We start from the raw sequence: 17,784 nt of genomic DNA on the forward strand, positions 1-17,784 counted from the left end.
CAGGCAAGTTGAGCTATGCAGACTCAATGCCTGTGAGCCCCCCAGGTGTTCCCGACCCGGTGTTCGCTGTGAGCGATCACCGGGCCCGCCTGCCGTGAACCGCCGAAGCGCTCCCGAGCGATAGAGGGAGCGTGAGACCGTTACGCCCCCTGGGGGCCCACCCGAGCGACGCGGCACTCCTGCGCGCGGTCGCGCGGGGCGACGCCGACGCGCTCGCCACGCTGTACGACCGGCACGGCGGCTGGCTGCACGCCCGGCTCACCCGGCGCTGCGCCGACCCCGAGACCGTGCAGGAAGTCCTCCAGGACACCTTCGTCACCGTCTGGCGGTCCGCCGCCTCCCACAGCGGCGGCGAGGCGGGCGGCTGGTTGTGGACCATCGCGGTCCGGCGTCTCGTCGACGCCCGGCGCACCGCCGCCCGCACCGCCGAGGCGCAGTCCGCGCACGCTCATCACGACCCCGCCGCGGCGCGTGCGACCACGCCCTCGGCGGAGGACCGGGTGCTCGACGCGCTGGAGTACGGCACCGTCGGCGCCGCCCTGGACCGGCTCTCCCCCGAACTGCGCGCCGTCCTGCGCGCCACGGTGGTGGACGGGCTCACCACGCGCGAGGCCGCGCAGCTCCTCGGCATCCCCGAGGGCACCGTCAAGTCCCGTGCCCGGCGCGCCCGCCGCGAACTGCGCTCCGTGCTCGCCCAGCTGTCCCCGCTGCCCACGCCGCACCCGCTGGGAGGCACCCCATGACCCATGCCTGGCATGTGACCCCCGCCCAGGCCGCGTCGTACGCCGACGGCTCGCTGCCGGAACTCGACGCCTGGTCGGTCGACAAGCACCTGGAGGCGTGCACGCCCTGTGCCGCCCGCGTCTCGGCCGCGGCGCGCGCGGGCACGGCGGCACCCGCCCTGGCGGCGGTACGGACCGCCCTGCTGGCCACCGCGACGACACCGGACGGGGTCGCTCCCGCCCACACGCCGCCCCCACGGCCCCTCCGGCCGACGCGGCGGGCCCGCCTCGCCGGAGGCGACCGGGCCGCCCTCCACGGTCGGCTCGCCTGGGCCGCTGGACCCGCTCTGCGGGGGCCCTGGCTGATCTCGCTGCTGGTCATGGCCGTCGGGGCGGTGTGTGCCGCCCGGGCCACCGGGGCCGGCGGGGTACGGCCGCTCCTGCTGCTGCTCGCACCCGTCCTGCCGTCCCTGGGCGTCGCCGTGTCGTACGGGCGGCACGCCGACCCGATGCACGAAATCGTCGTCTCCACGCCGTCCGGCGGGCTGCGGCTGCTGCTGACCCGTACGGCGGCGGTGCTGGCGGTGTCCGTACCGCTGCTCACCCTCGCCGGAGTGCTGCTGCCCGACGGCGCCGGGGGTCCCGGGGCCGCGGCCTGGCTGCTGCCGGGGCTCGCGCTCACGCTCGCCGCGCTCGCCCTGGGCTCGTACGTCGGCTGCCGCGCCGCCACCGGGGCGGTCTCCGCGGGCTGGCTGCTCACCGTCGGCGCACCGGCGGCCGCGGCGCCCGGCGGCCCGCCGGGGTCCCTGCCCACCGGCGCCCTGGCCGACTCCCTCGCCACCGTGCTGTCCGGCCCCGCCGCACAGGGCTGCTGGGCCGCCGCCGCGGCCGCGTGCGCCGGGCTGCTGGTGCTGCGCCGCACCTCCTACGACCGTCTGGAGCGCATATGACGACCACCGTGTCCGTCGGCGGGCTGACGGTCCGGCACCGCCGGACCACCGCCCTCGACGCCGTCGACCTCGACTTCGGCACCGGAGTGCACGGCCTGCTCGGCCCCAACGGCGCGGGCAAGACCTCCCTGATCCGCGTCCTGGCGACGGTCGCCGCACCCACCGCGGGCCGGGTGGAACTGCTCGGCCACGATGCCTCCGCACACGCGGGCCGCACCGCCGTGCGGCGCCGGCTCGGCTATCTGCCGCAGGAGTTCGGCCACTACCCGGGCTTCACCGTGCGCGAGTTCGTCGGGTACGTGGCCTGGCTGAAGGAGATGTCCGGTGCGGCCGCCGCGGCCGCCGTGGAGCGGGCCGTCGCCCGCGTCGGGCTCGCCGACCGCATCGACACCAAGGTGCGCCGCCTGTCCGGCGGCATGGTCCGGCGCGTCGGCATCGCCCAGGCCATCGTCAACGAACCGGACATGCTGCTGCTCGACGAGCCCACGGCCGGTCTCGACCCCGAGCAGCGGGTGGACTTCCGGGCCCTGCTGCGGGAGCTGGGCACCACCTCCACGGTGATCGTCTCCACCCATCTGGTGGAGGACGTCGCCGCCGCGTGCACGGAGGTGACGCTGATGGAGTCCGGCCGGGTGGCCTACCGGGGCACCCCCTCCGCGCTGGCGGAGCTGGGCGAGGCGGCGGAGGCGGCGGACGTCGGCGACAACCCCATCGAACGCGGCTACGCCACGGTCCTGCGGCGTCACCGCGCCGGGGACGGGGCGGGGGTGGCCCGGTGACGGGGCACGAGCGACCGGACGGCGCGGCACGGGCCGTCCGGGAGGGGGACGCGCGGGCATCCGCCGTACGGGGGGCGGCGGATGCCCGGGCCGGGACGGACGCGCCGGAACGGGCCACCGATGCCCCGGACCGGCCCGCGCCGGACGTCCCACGGCGCTCGCCGGGGGGCGCACAGCGCGAGGGCCCTCCCTTCGCACCGGCCGTTCCGGCGACGCGGCGACGGCACTTCCGCAGTCCGCTGCGGGCCGAACTCACCCGCTGGTTCGGGCCCGTGGTGGGCGCGACCGTGCTGGTCACGCTGCTGCTCGCCATGGCCGACAAGGCGGAGCTCTGGCTCACCACCTGGATGTCCACCGCCGACCACCTGCGGACGGCCGGGCTGCTGGTCGGCGGCCCGCTGACGGCCGCCGCCGCGTGCTGGCAGGGCGGGCGGGAGCGGCGGCGGGGCACTACGGACCTGCTCGCCACCATGCCCCGTACGCCCCTGCGCCGGGCCCTGGTCGCCGCAGCACCGACCATCCTGTGGCCGGTCGCCGGGTATCTGCTCACCACGGCCGTCTGCCTGGTCGCGACCTGGCGGTACGCGAGCTACGGCCATCCCTGGCCGTCCCTGATCGCGGCGGACGCCACAACGCTCGGGGCCCTCGGGGTGCTCGGCTTCCTCGCGGGCCGCGTCATCCCGTGGCGGCTCGCCCCGCCTCTGGTGGCCGTGGGCACGTATCTCACCCTGGGACTGCCCGGGTACTCCGAATCGGCTATCACCTGGCTGTCCCCCGTCCTGGAAGAATCCTTCTTCGGGGACCGCCCGCTGTGGTGGTGCGCCCCGGTCTCCATGATCTGGACGGCCGGGCTGGCGGGGGCGGCCCTGCTGGCGTACGCCGCCCGCCGCCGCGTCACCGCACTCGTACCGCTCGCGGCTGCCGCCACCGCCGCGGCGCTGCTGCTGACGCAGCTGGGCACCGACGGCCCCTGGCGGCCCGACCCGGCCGCCTCGGCGCTCGTGTGCGACGACGGCACGCCCCAGGTGTGCGCGTCGCGGGTGCACACCCGGATGCTGCCCGGCGCGTCGGCGGCGCTGGCGGGCCTGTCGGCGAAGCTGCGGGGCGTACCGAACGCCCCCGCCCGCGTCGTGGAGAGAGACACCTCGGCCGCCCGCGGGACCGACGCGCAGGTGTCCGGCTGGGACGTCTACTTCCGGCTCAACCGGATCACGGAGCCGGAGCTGTTCGCGCACAACGCGGCCGTGGACACGGCGGCTCCCAACTCCTGTCCGGCCCCCGGCGCCCACACCCGGGCCGACGACATCAGCACGGCCGTCACCGACTGGCTGGCGCCGATGCCGGTGTGGGACGACCCGCTCCCGGGGCCGCCGCCCCCACCGCTCTACGCCCACACCCTCACCAGGCTGCGAACCATGCCCGAGCCCGAACGCACCCGCTGGCTCGGCAACTACCTCGCCGCCGCCCGCTCCTGTCACCTGAAGCGGGTGACGGCCCCATGAGCGTGCTGCTCTACGCACGGTCGCGGACCCTGCCGCTGACCGCCGCCTCCCTGGTCACGGCCGCCGCGGCGACCGCCTGGTGCGCCGACTGGCTGATGGCTCAACCCGCGTTCGGCGCGGGGGCACGGCTGCCGGTCGTCGTCCTCGCGCCGCTGTTCGCCTCGGCGGCGATCGGGGCGAGCCTGTACACCCACTCCGAGGAGCTGGACCGCACCGCCGTACGCCCCTGGTGGCCCCGCCGCCTCTGCCATCTGCTGCTGCTCACGGCGCTGGCCGCGGCGCTGCTCGCGGCGGGGGTGCGGGGCCGCCCGGAGCAGTTCGGGGCGCCCGCGATGGTCCGCAACACCGTGGCCGCGACGGGGGTGACGGCCCTCGCCGCGGCCCTGATCGGCGCGCGGCTGAGCTGGCTGCCGGTGCTGGCGCACACCAGCGCGGTCTATCTGACGGCGGGACGCGACCCGGGCGGCCGGCGGGCGGTCTGGGCCTGGTCGGTGCAGCCGGGCCCGGAACGGGCGGCGTGGTGGACGGCGGGCGTGATGTTCGCCATGGGCACGGTCGTCTACGCGGTTCGGGGCGCCCGCCCGGAGGGCCCGGCTCCGCGCCGCTGAGCCACGTGGCGGACGTACGGCCCGCAGGCGGTGCCGGTCAGCAGGGCCAGGGCGTGGCCCCAGTCGGTGAGGGGGTCGAAGTACAGCAGGCTTCCGGCGACCAGTGCCGCGCCGATGCCGCCGATCAGGGCCCAGCGCGGCCGGGGCGGGAGCAGGCCGGCGAGGGCGCCGGCGCAGGCGATCAGGCCGTAGCTGACGCCGTAGTCGAGGCGGCGCAGCGAGCTGTCGGGGAGGTGGCCGATGGCGACGGACGCGGCGACCGGGATCTCGGTGAGCAGCGTCGCGAGGACGTGGCCGAGCACGAAGACGCCGGCGGTGCGCAGGGCGCCGACGCGGTGTTCGAGCGCGGAGAGCACGAGGAGGAGGGCGACGAGATACGGCGAGGTGATGCCGCCCACCACCCACAGCGCGCTGGCCAGCAGGGTCAGCAGGGGCCGCTGGGAGAGGTTGGAGACGTCGGTGCTGGAGCCGGTGAGCAGGTCGTGGACGGTGCGGGGGTCGCCGAGGTGGGCGTAGAGGCCGGTGCCGAGGAGGATCAGGGAGTAGCAGAGGGTGAACGGGGTCCCGGTGGGGGTGGGCAGGAGGTCCCGGAGCCGGGGCCGCCACCAGGGGGCGCGGCGGGGCTCGGGGGCCGGTATTCGGGGGGTGGCGGCATCGGGGGCGACCGGCCCCGGCCGGGTTGGGCGGGTCGCCCCCGCGACCGGCCCCGGCCCGGCTGGGCGGGTCGCCGGGCGGCCCGGGCCGGGGAGGGGGGACGTCACGTCTGCGGGCGCCCCGGTCCGTTCCACCGATGTCGTCACCACGGGCTCCTTCCTCGCCACCGGCCGCTCCCGGCCGTGTGCGGCGTATGTCCGCGCAGACGTCTCAACAATCATCGGTCCGTGAGTCATCTCACCGGTCCCGCGATGTGAAGGCCGCCACATCTATCCGTTGGACCGGCGGCCCGCCGCGGCGCGAGGATGGGCCCGTCAGCTCACGCGAGGAAGCCCGGGAGGATCCACCCCATGCAGTCGCCCTACGACATCGCCGACGCCCGGCCGGTCACCGTCGACCGCCGGGAGGGCCCCCATGGCGAGGTCGTGTTGCGGCGGCGGGGAGGGGACGACGCGGCCGGCGGCGGCACGGTCGGTGAGGGCGGCCGAGGGGACGGGGCCGTCTTCGAGATCATCGCCAATGGGTGCTTCCTCATGGACACCTCCGACGGCCGCTCCGAGCGCCTGCTGATCCGCGCCGCGCTCGACGCGCTGCCGGCAGGGCGCCGCTCCCCCGCACTGCTCATCGGCGGGCTCGGCGTCGGGTTTTCGCTGGTCGAGGCGGTGTCCGAGCCCCGGTGGGGGCGGATCGCGGTGGTCGAGCGGGAGGCGGCGGTGATCGACTGGCATCGGGACGGGCCGCTGGCCGCGGTGTCCGGCGAGGCCCTGGCCGATCCGCGGACGGAGATCGTCCACGCCGATCTGGTCGACCGTCTACGGGCCGGTACGGAGGGCGCGGAGCGCTACGACGCGCTGTGTCTGGACATCGACAACGGCCCCGACTGGACCGTCACCGAGGACAACGACGGGCTGTACTCCCCCGCCGGGCTCGCCGCCTGCGCGGCCCGGCTCACCCCCGGCGGAGTACTGGCCGTGTGGTCGGCCCAGCCGTCGTCCGCATTCGAGCGGGCTCTCCGGAATGCCGGGTTCACAGAGGTGCGTACGGAAGAGATCACCGTTGCCCGGGGTGTTCCCGACGTGGTGCATCTCGGAATTCGAGGCGCGTAGCCGAGCCGCGTAGGCTGCCCTTACGCTTGCTTGCCTACGAAAAGTGGCCGGGCAATGGCCAGGCGCGGAGCCGTGGGTTTCTCCACACGTGTGATGGTAGGCGGCCGCGGATTCACGGGAACGACGCAGGGGCGGGCGTATGGAGCAGATGCACAACGGCCACAACGGGGGCGCCACGACCACCCCGGGCGCACAACGCCGGATCCTCGTCGTCGAGGACGACCCGACCATAGTGGACGCCATCGCGGCCCGGCTGCGCGCCGAGGGATTCCAGGTGCAGACGGCCTCGGACGGCCCGGCGGCCGTGGACACGGCCGAGGCGTGGCAGCCCGATCTGCTGGTCCTCGACGTGATGCTGCCGGGCTTCGACGGCCTGGAGGTCTGCCGCCGGGTGCAGGCGCGGCGGCCGGTGCCGGTCCTGATGCTGACCGCGCGGGACGACGAGACCGACATGCTGGTCGGGCTCGGGGTCGGCGCCGACGACTACATGACCAAGCCGTTCTCGATGCGCGAGGTGGCGGCCCGGGTGCATGTGCTGCTGCGCCGGGTCGAGCGGGCGGCGCTGGCCGCGAACACCCCGCGCAGCGGGATCCTGCGGCTGGGTGAGCTGGAGATCGACCACGCCCAGCGGCGGGTGCGGGTGCGCGGCTCGGACGTGCACCTGACGCCGACCGAGTTCGACCTGCTGGTCTGTCTGGCGAACACCCCGCGCGCGGTGCTCTCGCGGGAACAGCTGCTGGCCGAGGTGTGGGACTGGGCGGACGCCTCCGGCACCCGGACCGTGGACAGCCACATCAAGGCGCTGCGCCGGAAGATCGGCGCGGAGCGGATCCGTACGGTGCACGGCGTCGGCTACGCCCTGGAGACGCCCGCGGCATGAGGAAGCCTCCCGGGACCCCTTGGGATCTGGACCGGCACCTCCGGCGGGTCCGGAGCCTCCCCCGGAGCGAGCGGATCCGCGCCACCTGGACCCAGGTGTGGGAGGCGCTGCGGCCGTTCGACCCGTACCGCTCGGTCAAGGCGGCGCTGGGTGCGCTGGTCATCGGGTCGGTCATCATCACGACCCTGCTGGTGTTCGCGGCGATGCACTCGGACACCGAGCTGCGCGTGATCACGGTCTTCTCGATCATCGCCTCGCTGCTGATCACCCAGTTCGTGGCGCACGGACTGACCGCCCCGCTGGACGAGATGACCCTGGTCACCAAGGCGATGGCGCACGGCGACTACACCCAGCGGGTGCGGGCGGCCGTGCGCCGGGACGAATTCGGCGACCTGGCCAGTTCGTTCAACCGGATGGCGGCCGATCTGGAGGCGGTGGACACCCACCGCAAGGAGCTGGTCGCCAACGTCTCGCACGAGCTGCGCACGCCGATCGCGGCGCTGCGGGCGGTGCTGGAGAACGTCGTGGACGGCGTCTCGGAGGCGGACCCGGAGACGATGCGGGTCGCGCTGCGCCAGACCGAGCGTCTTGGCCGGCTGGTCGAGCAGCTGCTGGATCTGTCGCGGCTGGACAACGGGGTGGTGCCGCTGCACGCGCGCACCTTCGAGGTCTGGCCGTATCTGGCCGGGATCCTCAAGGAGGCCAGCATGGCCAAGGGGGCGGACGCGGGCTCGGGCAAGCACACCCGTAAGGACGTCCATCTCGACCTCGACGTCTCGCCGCCGGAGCTGTCGGCGTACGCGGACGCCGAGCGGCTGCACCAGGTCATGGCCAACCTGATCGACAACGCGATGAAGCACAGCCCGGCGCACGGCCGGGTCAGCGTGCGGGCGCGGCGCGGTGAGGGGCCGGGGAGCCTGGTGCTGGAGGTGCAGGACGAGGGCCCGGGCATTCCGGAGGCGGAGCGGCACCGGGTGTTCGAACGCTTCAACCGGGGCAGCCTCTCGCCGAACCCGGCAGGTACGGCGGGCCCGGCGCCCGGCGCCCGGCCGCGGCCCGGTCAGGGCAGCGACGGGGGGACCGGTCTGGGTCTGGCCATCGCGCGCTGGGCGGTCGATCTGCACGGCGGCCGCATCGGGGTGGCCGAATCCTCTCGGGGCTGCCGGATCAAAGTCACCCTTCCGGGGGACGTCCAGAGATCAAAATTGACGTAAAGTCGAAGGCGGAAGCGCACATCTGAGCGGTGTGGGTGCACTTTTGCGTTCTCACATCCCGGACGGTCACAGCGGAACCACGTGTGTTTCCCGCCACGCCATGCGCTGAAACCCGCCGATGAGTGTGACTTAGACGACGATGACCAGTGCGGCCTGCACGTATGGGGTCAAGGGGCGTAGCCTTTATTCCCGCTGTCCACCACCTTGTGAAGCGGAAGAGGGCGGTTACCGCCGTGTCGCCACAGTCCCCCAACACCTCGAGCGTCTCGACCGACGAGCAGGACGGGCAGGGAACTAGCCCTGCCGCTGCCTTCGGCCCCAATGAGTGGCTCGTCGACGAGATCTACCAGCAGTACCTCCAGGACCCGAACTCGGTCGACCGAGCCTGGTGGGACTTCTTCGCCGACTACAAGCCGGGCCAGGACACCGGTTCCGCGGTGGCCACGCCACCACAGGGAGTGACCGGAGGCGCTGCCCCGGCTCCCGCCGCTGCCCCGGCGCCCGCGAAGGCCCCGGCCGCGCCCGCGAAGCCCGCGGACGCCAAGCCCGCGGACGCCAAGCCGGCCGCCGCCGCTCCGGCCCCCGCGAAGCCCGCCGCGGCCCCCGCGGCGAAGGCTCCGGCCGCGAAGGCCCCGGCCCCGGCCAAGCCCGCGCCGGCCAAGCCGACCCCCGCCGAGCCCACGGTCTCCGCCAAGCCGGCGAAGGCCGAGCCGGCCGTCGGTCCCGAGCTGGTCACGCTGCGCGGCCCCTCCGCCGCCGTCGCGAAGAACATGAACGCGTCGCTGGAGCTGCCGACGGCCACCTCGGTCCGCGCGGTCCCGGTGAAGCTGCTGTTCGACCAGCGCATCGTGATCAACAACCACCTCAAGCGCGCCCGCGGCGGCAAGGTGTCCTTCACGCACCTCATCGGCTACGCCATGGTGCAGGCGCTGAAGGCGATGCCCTCGATGAACTACTCGTTCACCGAGAAGGACGGCAAGCCGACCCTGGTCAAGCCGGAGCACATCAACCTCGGCCTCGCCATCGACCTGGTCAAGCCCAACGGCGACCGCCAGCTCGTCGTCGCGGCGATCAAGAAGGCCGAGACGCTGAACTTCTTCGAGTTCTGGCAGGCCTACGAGGACATCGTCCGCCGCGCCCGCGCGAACAAGCTGACGATGGAGGACTTCACCGGCGTCACCGCCTCCCTCACCAACCCGGGCGGCATCGGCACCGTGCACTCCGTGCCGCGGCTGATGCCCGGCCAGGGCCTGATCGTGGGCGTCGGCGCGATGGAGTACCCGGCCGAGTTCCAGGGCACCTCCCAGGACACCCTGAACAAGCTGGGCGTCTCCAAGGTCATGACGCTGACCAGCACCTATGACCACCGGGTGATCCAGGGCGCCGCCTCCGGCGAGTTCCTGCGGATCATGAACCAGCTGCTGCTCGGCGAGAACGACTTCTACGACGAGATCTTCAAGGCGCTGCGCATTCCGTACGAGCCGGTCCGCTGGCTCAAGGACATCGACGTCAGCCACGACGACGACGTCACCAAGGCGGCCCGGGTCTTCGACCTGATCCACGCCTACCGGGTCCGCGGCCACGTCATGGCCGACACCGACCCGCTGGAGTACCGCCAGCGCAAGCACCCCGACCTCGACATCATCGAGCACGGGCTCACCCTGTGGGACCTGGAGCGCGAGTTCGCGGTCGGCGGCTTCGCGGGCAAGTCCATGATGAAGCTGCGCGACATCCTGGGCGTGCTGCGCGACTCGTACTGCCGCACCACCGGCATCGAGTTCATGCACATCCAGGACCCGAAGCAGCGCAAGTGGATCCAGGACCGCGTCGAGCGCAGCCACGACAAGCCGGAGCGCGAGGAGCAGCTGCGCATCCTGCGCCGGCTCAACGCGGCCGAGGCGTTCGAGACCTTCCTGCAGACGAAGTACGTCGGCCAGAAGCGGTTCTCCCTGGAGGGCGGCGAGTCCGTCATCCCGCTGCTGGACGCGGTGCTGGACGCGGCCGCCGAGTCGCGCCTGGACGAGGTCGTCATCGGCATGGCCCACCGCGGCCGGCTCAACGTCCTCGCCAACATCGTCGGCAAGTCGTACGCGCAGATCTTCCGCGAGTTCGAGGGCAACCTCGACCCGAAGTCGATGCACGGCTCCGGCGACGTCAAGTACCACCTGGGCGCCGAGGGCACCTTCACCGGCCTCGACGGTGAGCAGATCCAGGTCTCGCTGACCGCCAACCCCTCCCACCTGGAGGCGGTGGACCCGGTCCTGGAGGGCGTCGCCCGCGCCAAGCAGGACATCATCGGCAAGGCCGGCACGGACTTCACCGTCCTGCCCGTCGCCCTCCACGGCGACGCCGCCTTCGCAGGCCAGGGCGTGGTCGCCGAGACGCTGAACATGTCGCAGCTGCGCGGCTACCGCACCGGCGGCACCGTGCACATCGTCATCAACAACCAGGTCGGCTTCACCGCCGCCCCGGCCGCGTCCCGCTCCTCGATGTACGCCACCGACGTGGCGCGCATGATCGAGGCGCCGATCTTCCACGTCAACGGCGACGACCCCGAGGCCGTCGTCCGCGTCGCCCGGCTGGCCTTCGAGTTCCGCCAGGCGTTCAACAAGGACGTGGTCATCGACCTCATCTGCTACCGCCGCCGCGGCCACAACGAGACCGACAACCCCGGTTTCACCCAGCCGCTGATGTACGACCTGATCGACAAGAAGCGCTCGGTGCGCAAGCTCTACACCGAGTCGCTGATCGGGCGCGGCGACATCACCCTGGAAGAGGCCGAGCAGGCGCTGCAGGACTTCCAGGGCCAGCTGGAGAAGGTCTTCACCGAGGTCCGCGACGCCGTCTCGACCCCGGCCCAGCCCGAGGTCCCCGAGCCGCAGCCGGAGTTCCCGGTCGCGGTGAACACGGCGGTCTCCCAGGAGGTCGTCAAGCGGATCGCCGAGTCCCAGGTCAACGTCCCCGACCGGATCACCGTCCACCCGCGGCTGCTCCCGCAGCTGCAGCGGCGCGCGGCGATGATCGAGGACGACACGATCGACTGGGGCATGGGCGAGACCCTCGCCATCGGCTCGCTGCTCATGGAGGGCACCCCGGTCCGGCTCGCCGGACAGGACTCCCGCCGCGGCACCTTCGGCCAGCGCCACGCGGTGCTCGTCGACCGCGAGACCGGTGACGACTTCACCCCGCTGCTCTACCTCTCCGACGACCAGGCCCGCTACAACGTCTACGACTCGCTGCTCAGCGAGTACGCGGCGATGGGCTTCGAGTACGGCTACTCGCTGGCCCGCCCGGAGTCGCTGGTCATGTGGGAGGCGCAGTTCGGCGACTTCGTCAACGGCGCGCAGACCATCGTCGACGAGTTCATCTCGTCCGCCGAGCAGAAGTGGAACCAGACCTCCGGCGTCACTCTGCTGCTGCCGCACGGCTACGAGGGCCAGGGGCCGGACCACTCGTCCGCCCGCATCGAGCGCTTCCTCCAGCTGTGCGCGCAGAACAACATGACGGTCGCCATGCCGACGCTGCCGTCGAACTACTTCCACCTGCTGCGCTGGCAGGTCCACAACCCGCACCACAGGCCGCTGGTCGTCTTCACCCCGAAGTCGATGCTGCGCCTGAAGGCCGCGGCCTCGAAGACCGAGGAGTTCACCACCGGCGCCTTCCGTCCCGTCATCGGCGACGAGACGGTGGACCCGGCCGCGGTCCGCAAGGTGATCTTCTGCTCCGGCAAGGTCTACTACGACCTGGACGCGGAGCGTCAGAAGCGCGGTGCGACGGACACGGCCATCATCCGGCTGGAGCGGCTGTACCCGCTGCCGGGCGCCGAGGTGCAGGCCGAGATCGCCAAGTTCTCGGGCGTCGAGAAGTTCGTCTGGGCGCAGGAGGAACCGGCCAACCAGGGCGGCTGGCCGTTCATGGCCCTCAACCTGATCGACCACCTGGAGCTGTCGGTCGGCGCGGACGTCCCCGCCGCCGAGCGGCTGGTCCGCGTGTCGCGCCCGCACTCGTCCTCGCCCGCGGTGGGGTCGAACAAGCGGCACCAGACGGAGCAGCAGGCGCTGGTGAGCGAGGCCTTCGACCTCTGACGGTCCCGTACCGGGTACGGAGGGCCCGGCTCCCGCTTCACTCGGGAGCCGGGCCCTCCGGCGTACAGGTACTCAGATCGGCAGCGGCTCGAAGTCCCAGACGGGCCGGATGCGGTCACGGGCCGCCACGGTCTCGGGGTGCTCCGGCCCCAGGACGGTGTCCAGCGCGCGCAAGGCGACCTCCTCGATCACATCCGCCTCGTCCCGTCCGCCCCGGATCGCCCGCAGGTCCGCGGCCAGCGCGACCTGGGCCAGCAGCGTGAGCGGATGCCGCGCCCCCAGCACCCTGGCGGCCCGGTGCGCGGTCTCCCGGCTCAGCGCACAGGCGTCCCGGCGGTCCTGTACCGCCGTCGCGTTGAGCGCGATGCCCAGCGTCCAGGGGTGGCGAGGGCCGAGCGCGGCGGTCATGTCCGTCAGGGCCTTCTCCAGTTCCCGTGCTCTCTCGTCCGCCCCCACCAGGACGAGCGCGTGGTTCGCCCGGGCCCCGATGGTGTAGGGGTGCCGGTCCCCCAGCCACGCCTCGTAACGCGCCACCAGGCGCTCGCTGATCTCCACCGCCTGGTCCGGGATATCGGACCGCAGGGCGCGGGCAAGGCCCCCCGAGGCGATCATCAGGGACGGCGGGGTGTCCGCGCCGATCACGCGCTCCACGCCCTGGCACACGTCGTAGATCATGCCCAGACCGGTCGCCGGGTCACCGCTCCAGCATGCGCACAGCCCATGGTGGTACGCGGCCACCAGCGTCCATGGGTGGTCGTCGCCCAGGACCTCGCGATGCCGCTCGGCGCTGGCCGCCTGCAGGCTCAGAGCGTCCTCGTAGCGCCCGGACAGCCGCAGGTCGTAGGCGTAGTCGGTCTCGGACGACAAGGTCGACAGCGCCAACGGGCCCAGCGCCTCCCGGGCGCTCGCCAGGGTCCTGCCGGACATCTCCGCCGCCTCGGCGTAGCGGCCGAGCATCCGCAGCGAGTGGGACAGGCTCCGCTGGGCGTTGCGCGTCTCCGGGCCCTTGTCCGGGAAGCGCACAGCGCACAGGTCGCGTTGCTGGCAGTCCAGTTGGTAAGCGTCGTCGTAGCGGGCCAGGCCCCGCAGGTCATCAGCGAGCCTGGCCATCGCGACGAGCACGCCCGGAGCGTCCGACTCGACGAGGTCCACCAGCACCGACCGGTCCAGGGCCTCGGCGCGAGCGAAGTCCCCGGTCACCCGTGACAGTGTGGCCCGGCGCGCCGTCAGGTCGTGATCGTCGCCCGCCGCCCGTTCGGCGACGCGCATGCCCCTCGCGTAGTCGCCGCTGAGCGTCAGATACCGCAGGAAGCCGAGCACGAGCCGGCGTGACGTGGCGTCCGAGGACTCCAGGGCGCCCGAGGACTCCAGGTGCGGGAGGAGTTCGGCGTACCGCGGCCAGGTGGCGGGGTCCTCGGGGCGGCCCGGGTCCGCCAGGGCGAGTGCCGTACGCACCAACCGGGCCTGCTTGGCCTGCCGCTCCTGCGGCGCCCGCCGCCGCACCGCGTCCCGTACGAAGCGGCTCATCCACACGGCGTCGTCCGCCACCCGTACCGCCGACCGCTGCACCAGCTTGCCCATGGCCAGATCCAGCTGGCTCGGGTTGTCCAGCAGCGCCGCCACCGCCGGGGAGAGCTGGTCGGCCGGGACGGCGCGCAGCAGGGTGAGCGGGACCGGTCCGGGGTCGAAGAGGGCGCACAGGCTGAGCAGTTCGGCGGCGGCCTTGGTGGTCTCCCGCAGCTGGGTGATCAGGGCCTTGAAGGCCGCGTGATACGGCATCGGGTAGTCCGCCGCGGGCCGCCCCGGGCTCGGCTCGCCGTCGCTCACCATGCGCACGTACTCCGCGACCGGTGTCGTCGAGCCGTCCAGCCAGCCCGCCGTCTGGTCCAGCGGCAGCGGCAGGTCCTCGACGGCCGCCGCGAGCCGGTCCGCGTCCTCGGCCCCGATGCGGGGCGCCCGGCGGCGGACGAACGCGACGCTCTCCTCCCGGCTCAGCGGCGGGACGTCCAGCAGTTCGGCGTAGTGGTCGGCCCAGGCCCGGTTGCGCGAGGTGATCAGCACATGGCCGCGCCCGGCGGGCAGCAGGCCGGCGATGGCCTCGGGGTCCTCGGCGCCGTCCAGGACCAGCAGCCAGCGTTCGTACGGAACGCCCCGGCGCAGGGCGTCCAGCGCGGCCCGGACCGGGTCGCCGCCCCTGGCGCCGTCGGCGCCGACGAGGACGGGGGCGAACCTGGCGAGCCTCCCTTCCAGGGTGGGCCGGTCCTCCCCGGAGGCCCACCAGACCACGTCGTACCGGCCCGCGTAACGGTGGGCGTACTCGGCGGCGAGCTGCGTCTTGCCGATGCCCGGCAGCCCGACGAGCGCGACCACCGCCGTGTCGGCGGGGGCGGCCTGCAGACGGTCGTGCACCGCGACGAGCAGCGCGTCGCGCCCGGTGAAGCGCGGATTGCGGCGCGGCACCCCGTCCCAGACGGCGGGCGCGCTGCCGGGGAAGCGCGGGCTGTAGGCGGCGGCCCCGGGCCCGGCGGGCAGGGGCACCACGGCCAGCCAGCGCAGCAGGGCCCGCTCGGCCGCGTCCGCGCCCAGCCGCCGCAGGTCGAGGGTGGCTATCTGGTCCACACCGGAGGACAGCGCACAGTCCCCCGTGACCACGGCCATGGGGAGGGGGACAGCGCGGAGCAGGGCGGCGACGGTCTTCTCCCAGCCGCTGCCCGAGCGGGCTCCGGCGGCGAAGAAGTGCTCGCTGAACAGCAGGATGTGGGTGACCTCATCCGCGGAGCGCTGCTCCAGGGCTCCGAGGAACGCGGGGCCCCAGAGCGACGCCGCCACCCGCTGTCCGTTCGACCGCAGCACGTGCGCGATCCAGTCCGCCCAGAGCCGGTCCTCGTCCGCGTGGACGACGGCGAAGGAGCGGGGAGCCGCCGGAGGCGAGTCGTCCGCCACGTCGGCGGCGGCGCTCTTCTCCCGGGCCCGCAGCCGCGCCAGCTCGCGTTCGAGCTGCCGCGCCCAGTCGTACGCGAGCCGCAGCTCCGCCGGTTCCCCCGCCTGCTCGGCGGCCGCCTCCTCCTCGGTCTGCAGCTGATGCTCCAGTGCCTCGCACCGGCGCTCGGCCTCCAGCGCCTGGCGCCGCGCCTGCGCCAATTCGGCCCGCAACCGGGCGACTTCCTCGCGCAGCCGGTCCCGTTCGGTCCGTAACCCCTCGTGCTCCCCGCGCAGCCGGTCGACCTCCGCCTCCCGCTCATCGCGCTCCAGCGAGGCCGAGAGCGCCGCCTGCCGCTGGTCGACCTCCATCTCGGCGATGCGCTGTTGCCGTACCAGCAACGCCTCCGACAGCGCCTCCGCCCGCACCTCGGCCTGCTGCCGCTGCCGGTCGGCGTCGGCGAGCTGGTCACGCAGCCGCTGCAGCTCCCAGCCCACCTTGTTGGTGACCTGCAACGCCCGCCGTTGCAGGGCGTGCACATGGGCCATCACCTCGACCGAGGAGGCCCGCCCGGTGGCCTTGGCCGCATGCGTGAGCAGCTGGTCCACGAACTCGGCGGGCGGCACGACGGTCCCGTTGAGATAGCGCGAGACGGTCCCCGCGTCGTAGTGCACCCGTACGGCGAAGACCCGCAGCGACACCCCCAGCGCGCCGAACAGCTCCCGCAGGCTCCGGGCCAGCTCCCGGCACTCCGGCTTCACCTGCTCGGGGATCGCCTTCAGATCCCCGATCCGCCGCGGCTCCGGCACCAGCTCCCCGCCGACCGCCTCGTCCGTCATGGGTCCCTCCCCCGTTGCGGCCCTCTGCAACGCGTGCGGCCTGCCGCAACACCCCGGACCCCACACATCGTGAACGTACCGCCCGGCGCCCTCGCCGGTCTCACGAAAGCAGGTCAACGATGCCGAACCGCCGCCCCACCACCCTCCTCACCCTGACCGCCGCCGCCCTCACCGGCGCCGTGCGGGCGGTGGTGTCCTGGCTCCTCAGCCGGACGGTGGAATGACCGCGCCGGGATCGCCGAGCCAGGCGGCCTGGCCGCCGGCGGTGACGGTGAGGCCGAAGTCGTACAGCTCCGGCGAACCGGCCTCCAGCCACCACCGATACGCCCGCTCCAGTTCGTTGAACAGGTCACGGGGCCCCCATTGGTACACACCGCCCTCCCGCACATACGCCCAGGAGTCGGCGGTGGCGAGCCATCCGTCGCCGTCCCAGTGGACGCCGGGCAGCAGAAGCCCGAGGGCGAAACGGGCGTGGAAGTCGATGTCCAGGAAGGACAGGTCGAGGTCGGTCCGGCTGTCGCGGCTCTCCTCCCAGGAGACGGGGGTGTACACCTCGCAGAGCGGATTGTCCGGCCGGCGCTGGCCACGCAGATCCATGAACGACATGGGCTGCCCGAAGTGGCCGCTAGCCGAAGCGCCGTCATCCGAGACGCACAGGCGCACCATCCCATGCGGCTGCAGCGTCGTCTTCCACGGGGTGACGATGAGCCCGCCGGGGCGAGTCTGCTCCACCCAGGCGAAGGGGACGCGATGGAGGGAAGCCGTGCACAGCACCCGGTCGTACGGGGCGTCGGGCGGCCAGCCGCCCTCGCCGTCCGCGACCACCACGCGGGGGTGGTACCCGGCCTCGGCGAGCCGCCGGGTGGCCGCCTCCGCGAGCCCTGCGTCGACCTCCACGGACGTCACATTTGCTGCACCGGCGCGCTCGCACAGCAGGGCGGCGTTGTATCCCGTGCCGGTGCCGATCTCCAACGCCCGCATGCCGGGGCGCACGTCGGCGGCGGCGAGCATGGTGAACACGGCGTCGGGCGCGCTGATGGAACTGGTGGGCAGCACACCTTCGGTTTCGGCCGCCCCGTCGTCGACCTGGGTGACGACGGACGCCAGCGGATCGTGCACCAACGCGGCCCATGCTCCGCGGTCATTGGCGGCACACAGCGGGCGATAGGCATCGTCCCGCCAGATCCACACCATGTCGGGGACGAATGCATGACGCGGCACCTTGAGGAAAGCCTCCCGCATCCACGGCTCGGCGAACCCCTCCAGGCCGTCGAGCGCCTCGGCGGCCTGTGCCCGCAACTCATCGGGGCTCATTTCCGGTGCGTCCCACCTCCAGGCTTCGACACATCCGGATGCTGGCCATCGCTGTCCCGTGGCGACGGCGGCTGAGGTTGCGGGTTCGGCGCCGACGGCTTCCCGTGATTGCCCATGGAGTTGGTTACCCTTCGATTGCCCCGTGTGACCAGCGTGCCGCTGCAGGGAAGGCCCCGATTCCCCATCAGGAGTATCCCCATGATGGGTACAA

The 17,784-nt window shown here is 73.3% G+C and carries 12 protein-coding genes; 9 read left to right on the forward strand and 3 right to left on the reverse strand.

The window, feature by feature from the left end:
- Positions 1 to 131: 131 nt before the first annotated feature.
- The 5 genes from ACFZCY_RS09020 to ACFZCY_RS09040 are packed head-to-tail and all read left to right on the forward strand — an operon-like array spanning position 132 to position 4,561.
- Positions 132 to 743, forward strand: a complete 612-nt coding sequence (locus ACFZCY_RS09020; protein ID WP_391170501.1) for a sigma-70 family RNA polymerase sigma factor — start codon at positions 132 to 134, stop codon at positions 741 to 743.
- The gene (locus ACFZCY_RS09025) at positions 740 to 1,672 is read left to right on the forward strand and encodes a zf-HC2 domain-containing protein (protein WP_391170503.1); all 933 of its coding nucleotides are present in this window, start codon (positions 740 to 742) and stop codon (positions 1,670 to 1,672) included. The genes ACFZCY_RS09020 and ACFZCY_RS09025 overlap by 4 nt, the downstream gene beginning before the upstream one ends.
- Positions 1,669 to 2,451, forward strand: coding sequence for an ATP-binding cassette domain-containing protein (locus ACFZCY_RS09030; protein ID WP_391170505.1), 783 nt, complete (start codon positions 1,669 to 1,671; stop codon positions 2,449 to 2,451). The genes ACFZCY_RS09025 and ACFZCY_RS09030 overlap by 4 nt, the downstream gene beginning before the upstream one ends.
- Entirely contained in the window at positions 2,448 to 3,953 is a 1,506-nt protein-coding gene (locus tag ACFZCY_RS09035) for a hypothetical protein (RefSeq protein WP_391170507.1), read from the forward strand. Before ACFZCY_RS09030 ends, ACFZCY_RS09035 begins: the two co-directional genes overlap by 4 nt.
- Positions 3,950 to 4,561 (forward strand): hypothetical protein, encoded by a 612-nt coding sequence (locus ACFZCY_RS09040; protein WP_391170509.1) that lies wholly within the window; start codon positions 3,950 to 3,952, stop codon positions 4,559 to 4,561. The genes ACFZCY_RS09035 and ACFZCY_RS09040 overlap by 4 nt, the downstream gene beginning before the upstream one ends.
- Here ACFZCY_RS09040 and ACFZCY_RS09045 read toward each other — a convergent pair.
- Positions 4,513 to 5,361, reverse strand: coding sequence for a rhomboid-like protein (locus tag ACFZCY_RS09045; RefSeq protein ID WP_391170511.1), 849 nt, complete (start codon positions 5,359 to 5,361; stop codon positions 4,513 to 4,515). The genes ACFZCY_RS09040 and ACFZCY_RS09045 overlap by 49 nt on opposite strands.
- A 204-nt stretch (positions 5,362 to 5,565) precedes the next feature.
- Here ACFZCY_RS09045 and ACFZCY_RS09050 point away from each other — a divergent pair, with 204 nt between their 5' ends.
- From ACFZCY_RS09050 to ACFZCY_RS09065, 4 genes are all read left to right on the forward strand, one after another.
- Positions 5,566 to 6,321, forward strand: a complete 756-nt coding sequence (locus tag ACFZCY_RS09050) for a spermidine synthase (RefSeq protein ID WP_391170513.1) — start codon at positions 5,566 to 5,568, stop codon at positions 6,319 to 6,321.
- A 139-nt stretch (positions 6,322 to 6,460) separates the two neighbouring features.
- On the forward strand, positions 6,461 to 7,201 hold the full coding sequence (locus ACFZCY_RS09055) for a response regulator transcription factor (RefSeq protein WP_055547848.1): 741 nt from the start codon (positions 6,461 to 6,463) through the stop codon (positions 7,199 to 7,201).
- A complete protein-coding gene (locus ACFZCY_RS09060) occupies positions 7,198 to 8,415 on the forward strand; it encodes an ATP-binding protein (protein ID WP_391170516.1) in 1,218 nt (405 codons plus the stop codon). Before ACFZCY_RS09055 ends, ACFZCY_RS09060 begins: the two co-directional genes overlap by 4 nt.
- A gap of 233 nt (positions 8,416 to 8,648) precedes the next feature.
- On the forward strand, positions 8,649 to 12,500 hold the full coding sequence (locus tag ACFZCY_RS09065) for a multifunctional oxoglutarate decarboxylase/oxoglutarate dehydrogenase thiamine pyrophosphate-binding subunit/dihydrolipoyllysine-residue succinyltransferase subunit (RefSeq protein WP_391170518.1): 3,852 nt from the start codon (positions 8,649 to 8,651) through the stop codon (positions 12,498 to 12,500).
- Between the two features lie 72 nt (positions 12,501 to 12,572).
- Here the strand turns inward: ACFZCY_RS09065 and fxsT are convergent, their stop codons facing one another.
- Together fxsT and ACFZCY_RS09075 are read right to left on the reverse strand one after the other, a co-directional pair.
- Positions 12,573 to 16,259, reverse strand: coding sequence for an FxSxx-COOH system tetratricopeptide repeat protein (fxsT, locus tag ACFZCY_RS09070; protein ID WP_391170520.1), 3,687 nt, complete (start codon positions 16,257 to 16,259; stop codon positions 12,573 to 12,575).
- Between the two features lie 204 nt (positions 16,260 to 16,463).
- Positions 16,464 to 17,573, reverse strand: coding sequence for a methyltransferase domain-containing protein (locus tag ACFZCY_RS09075; protein WP_391170522.1), 1,110 nt, complete (start codon positions 17,571 to 17,573; stop codon positions 16,464 to 16,466).
- Positions 17,574 to 17,784 lie beyond the last annotated feature (211 nt).

Source organism: Streptomyces sp. NPDC007983 (assembly GCF_042958345.1).
Classification (GTDB): Bacteria; Actinomycetota; Actinomycetes; order Streptomycetales; family Streptomycetaceae; genus Streptomyces.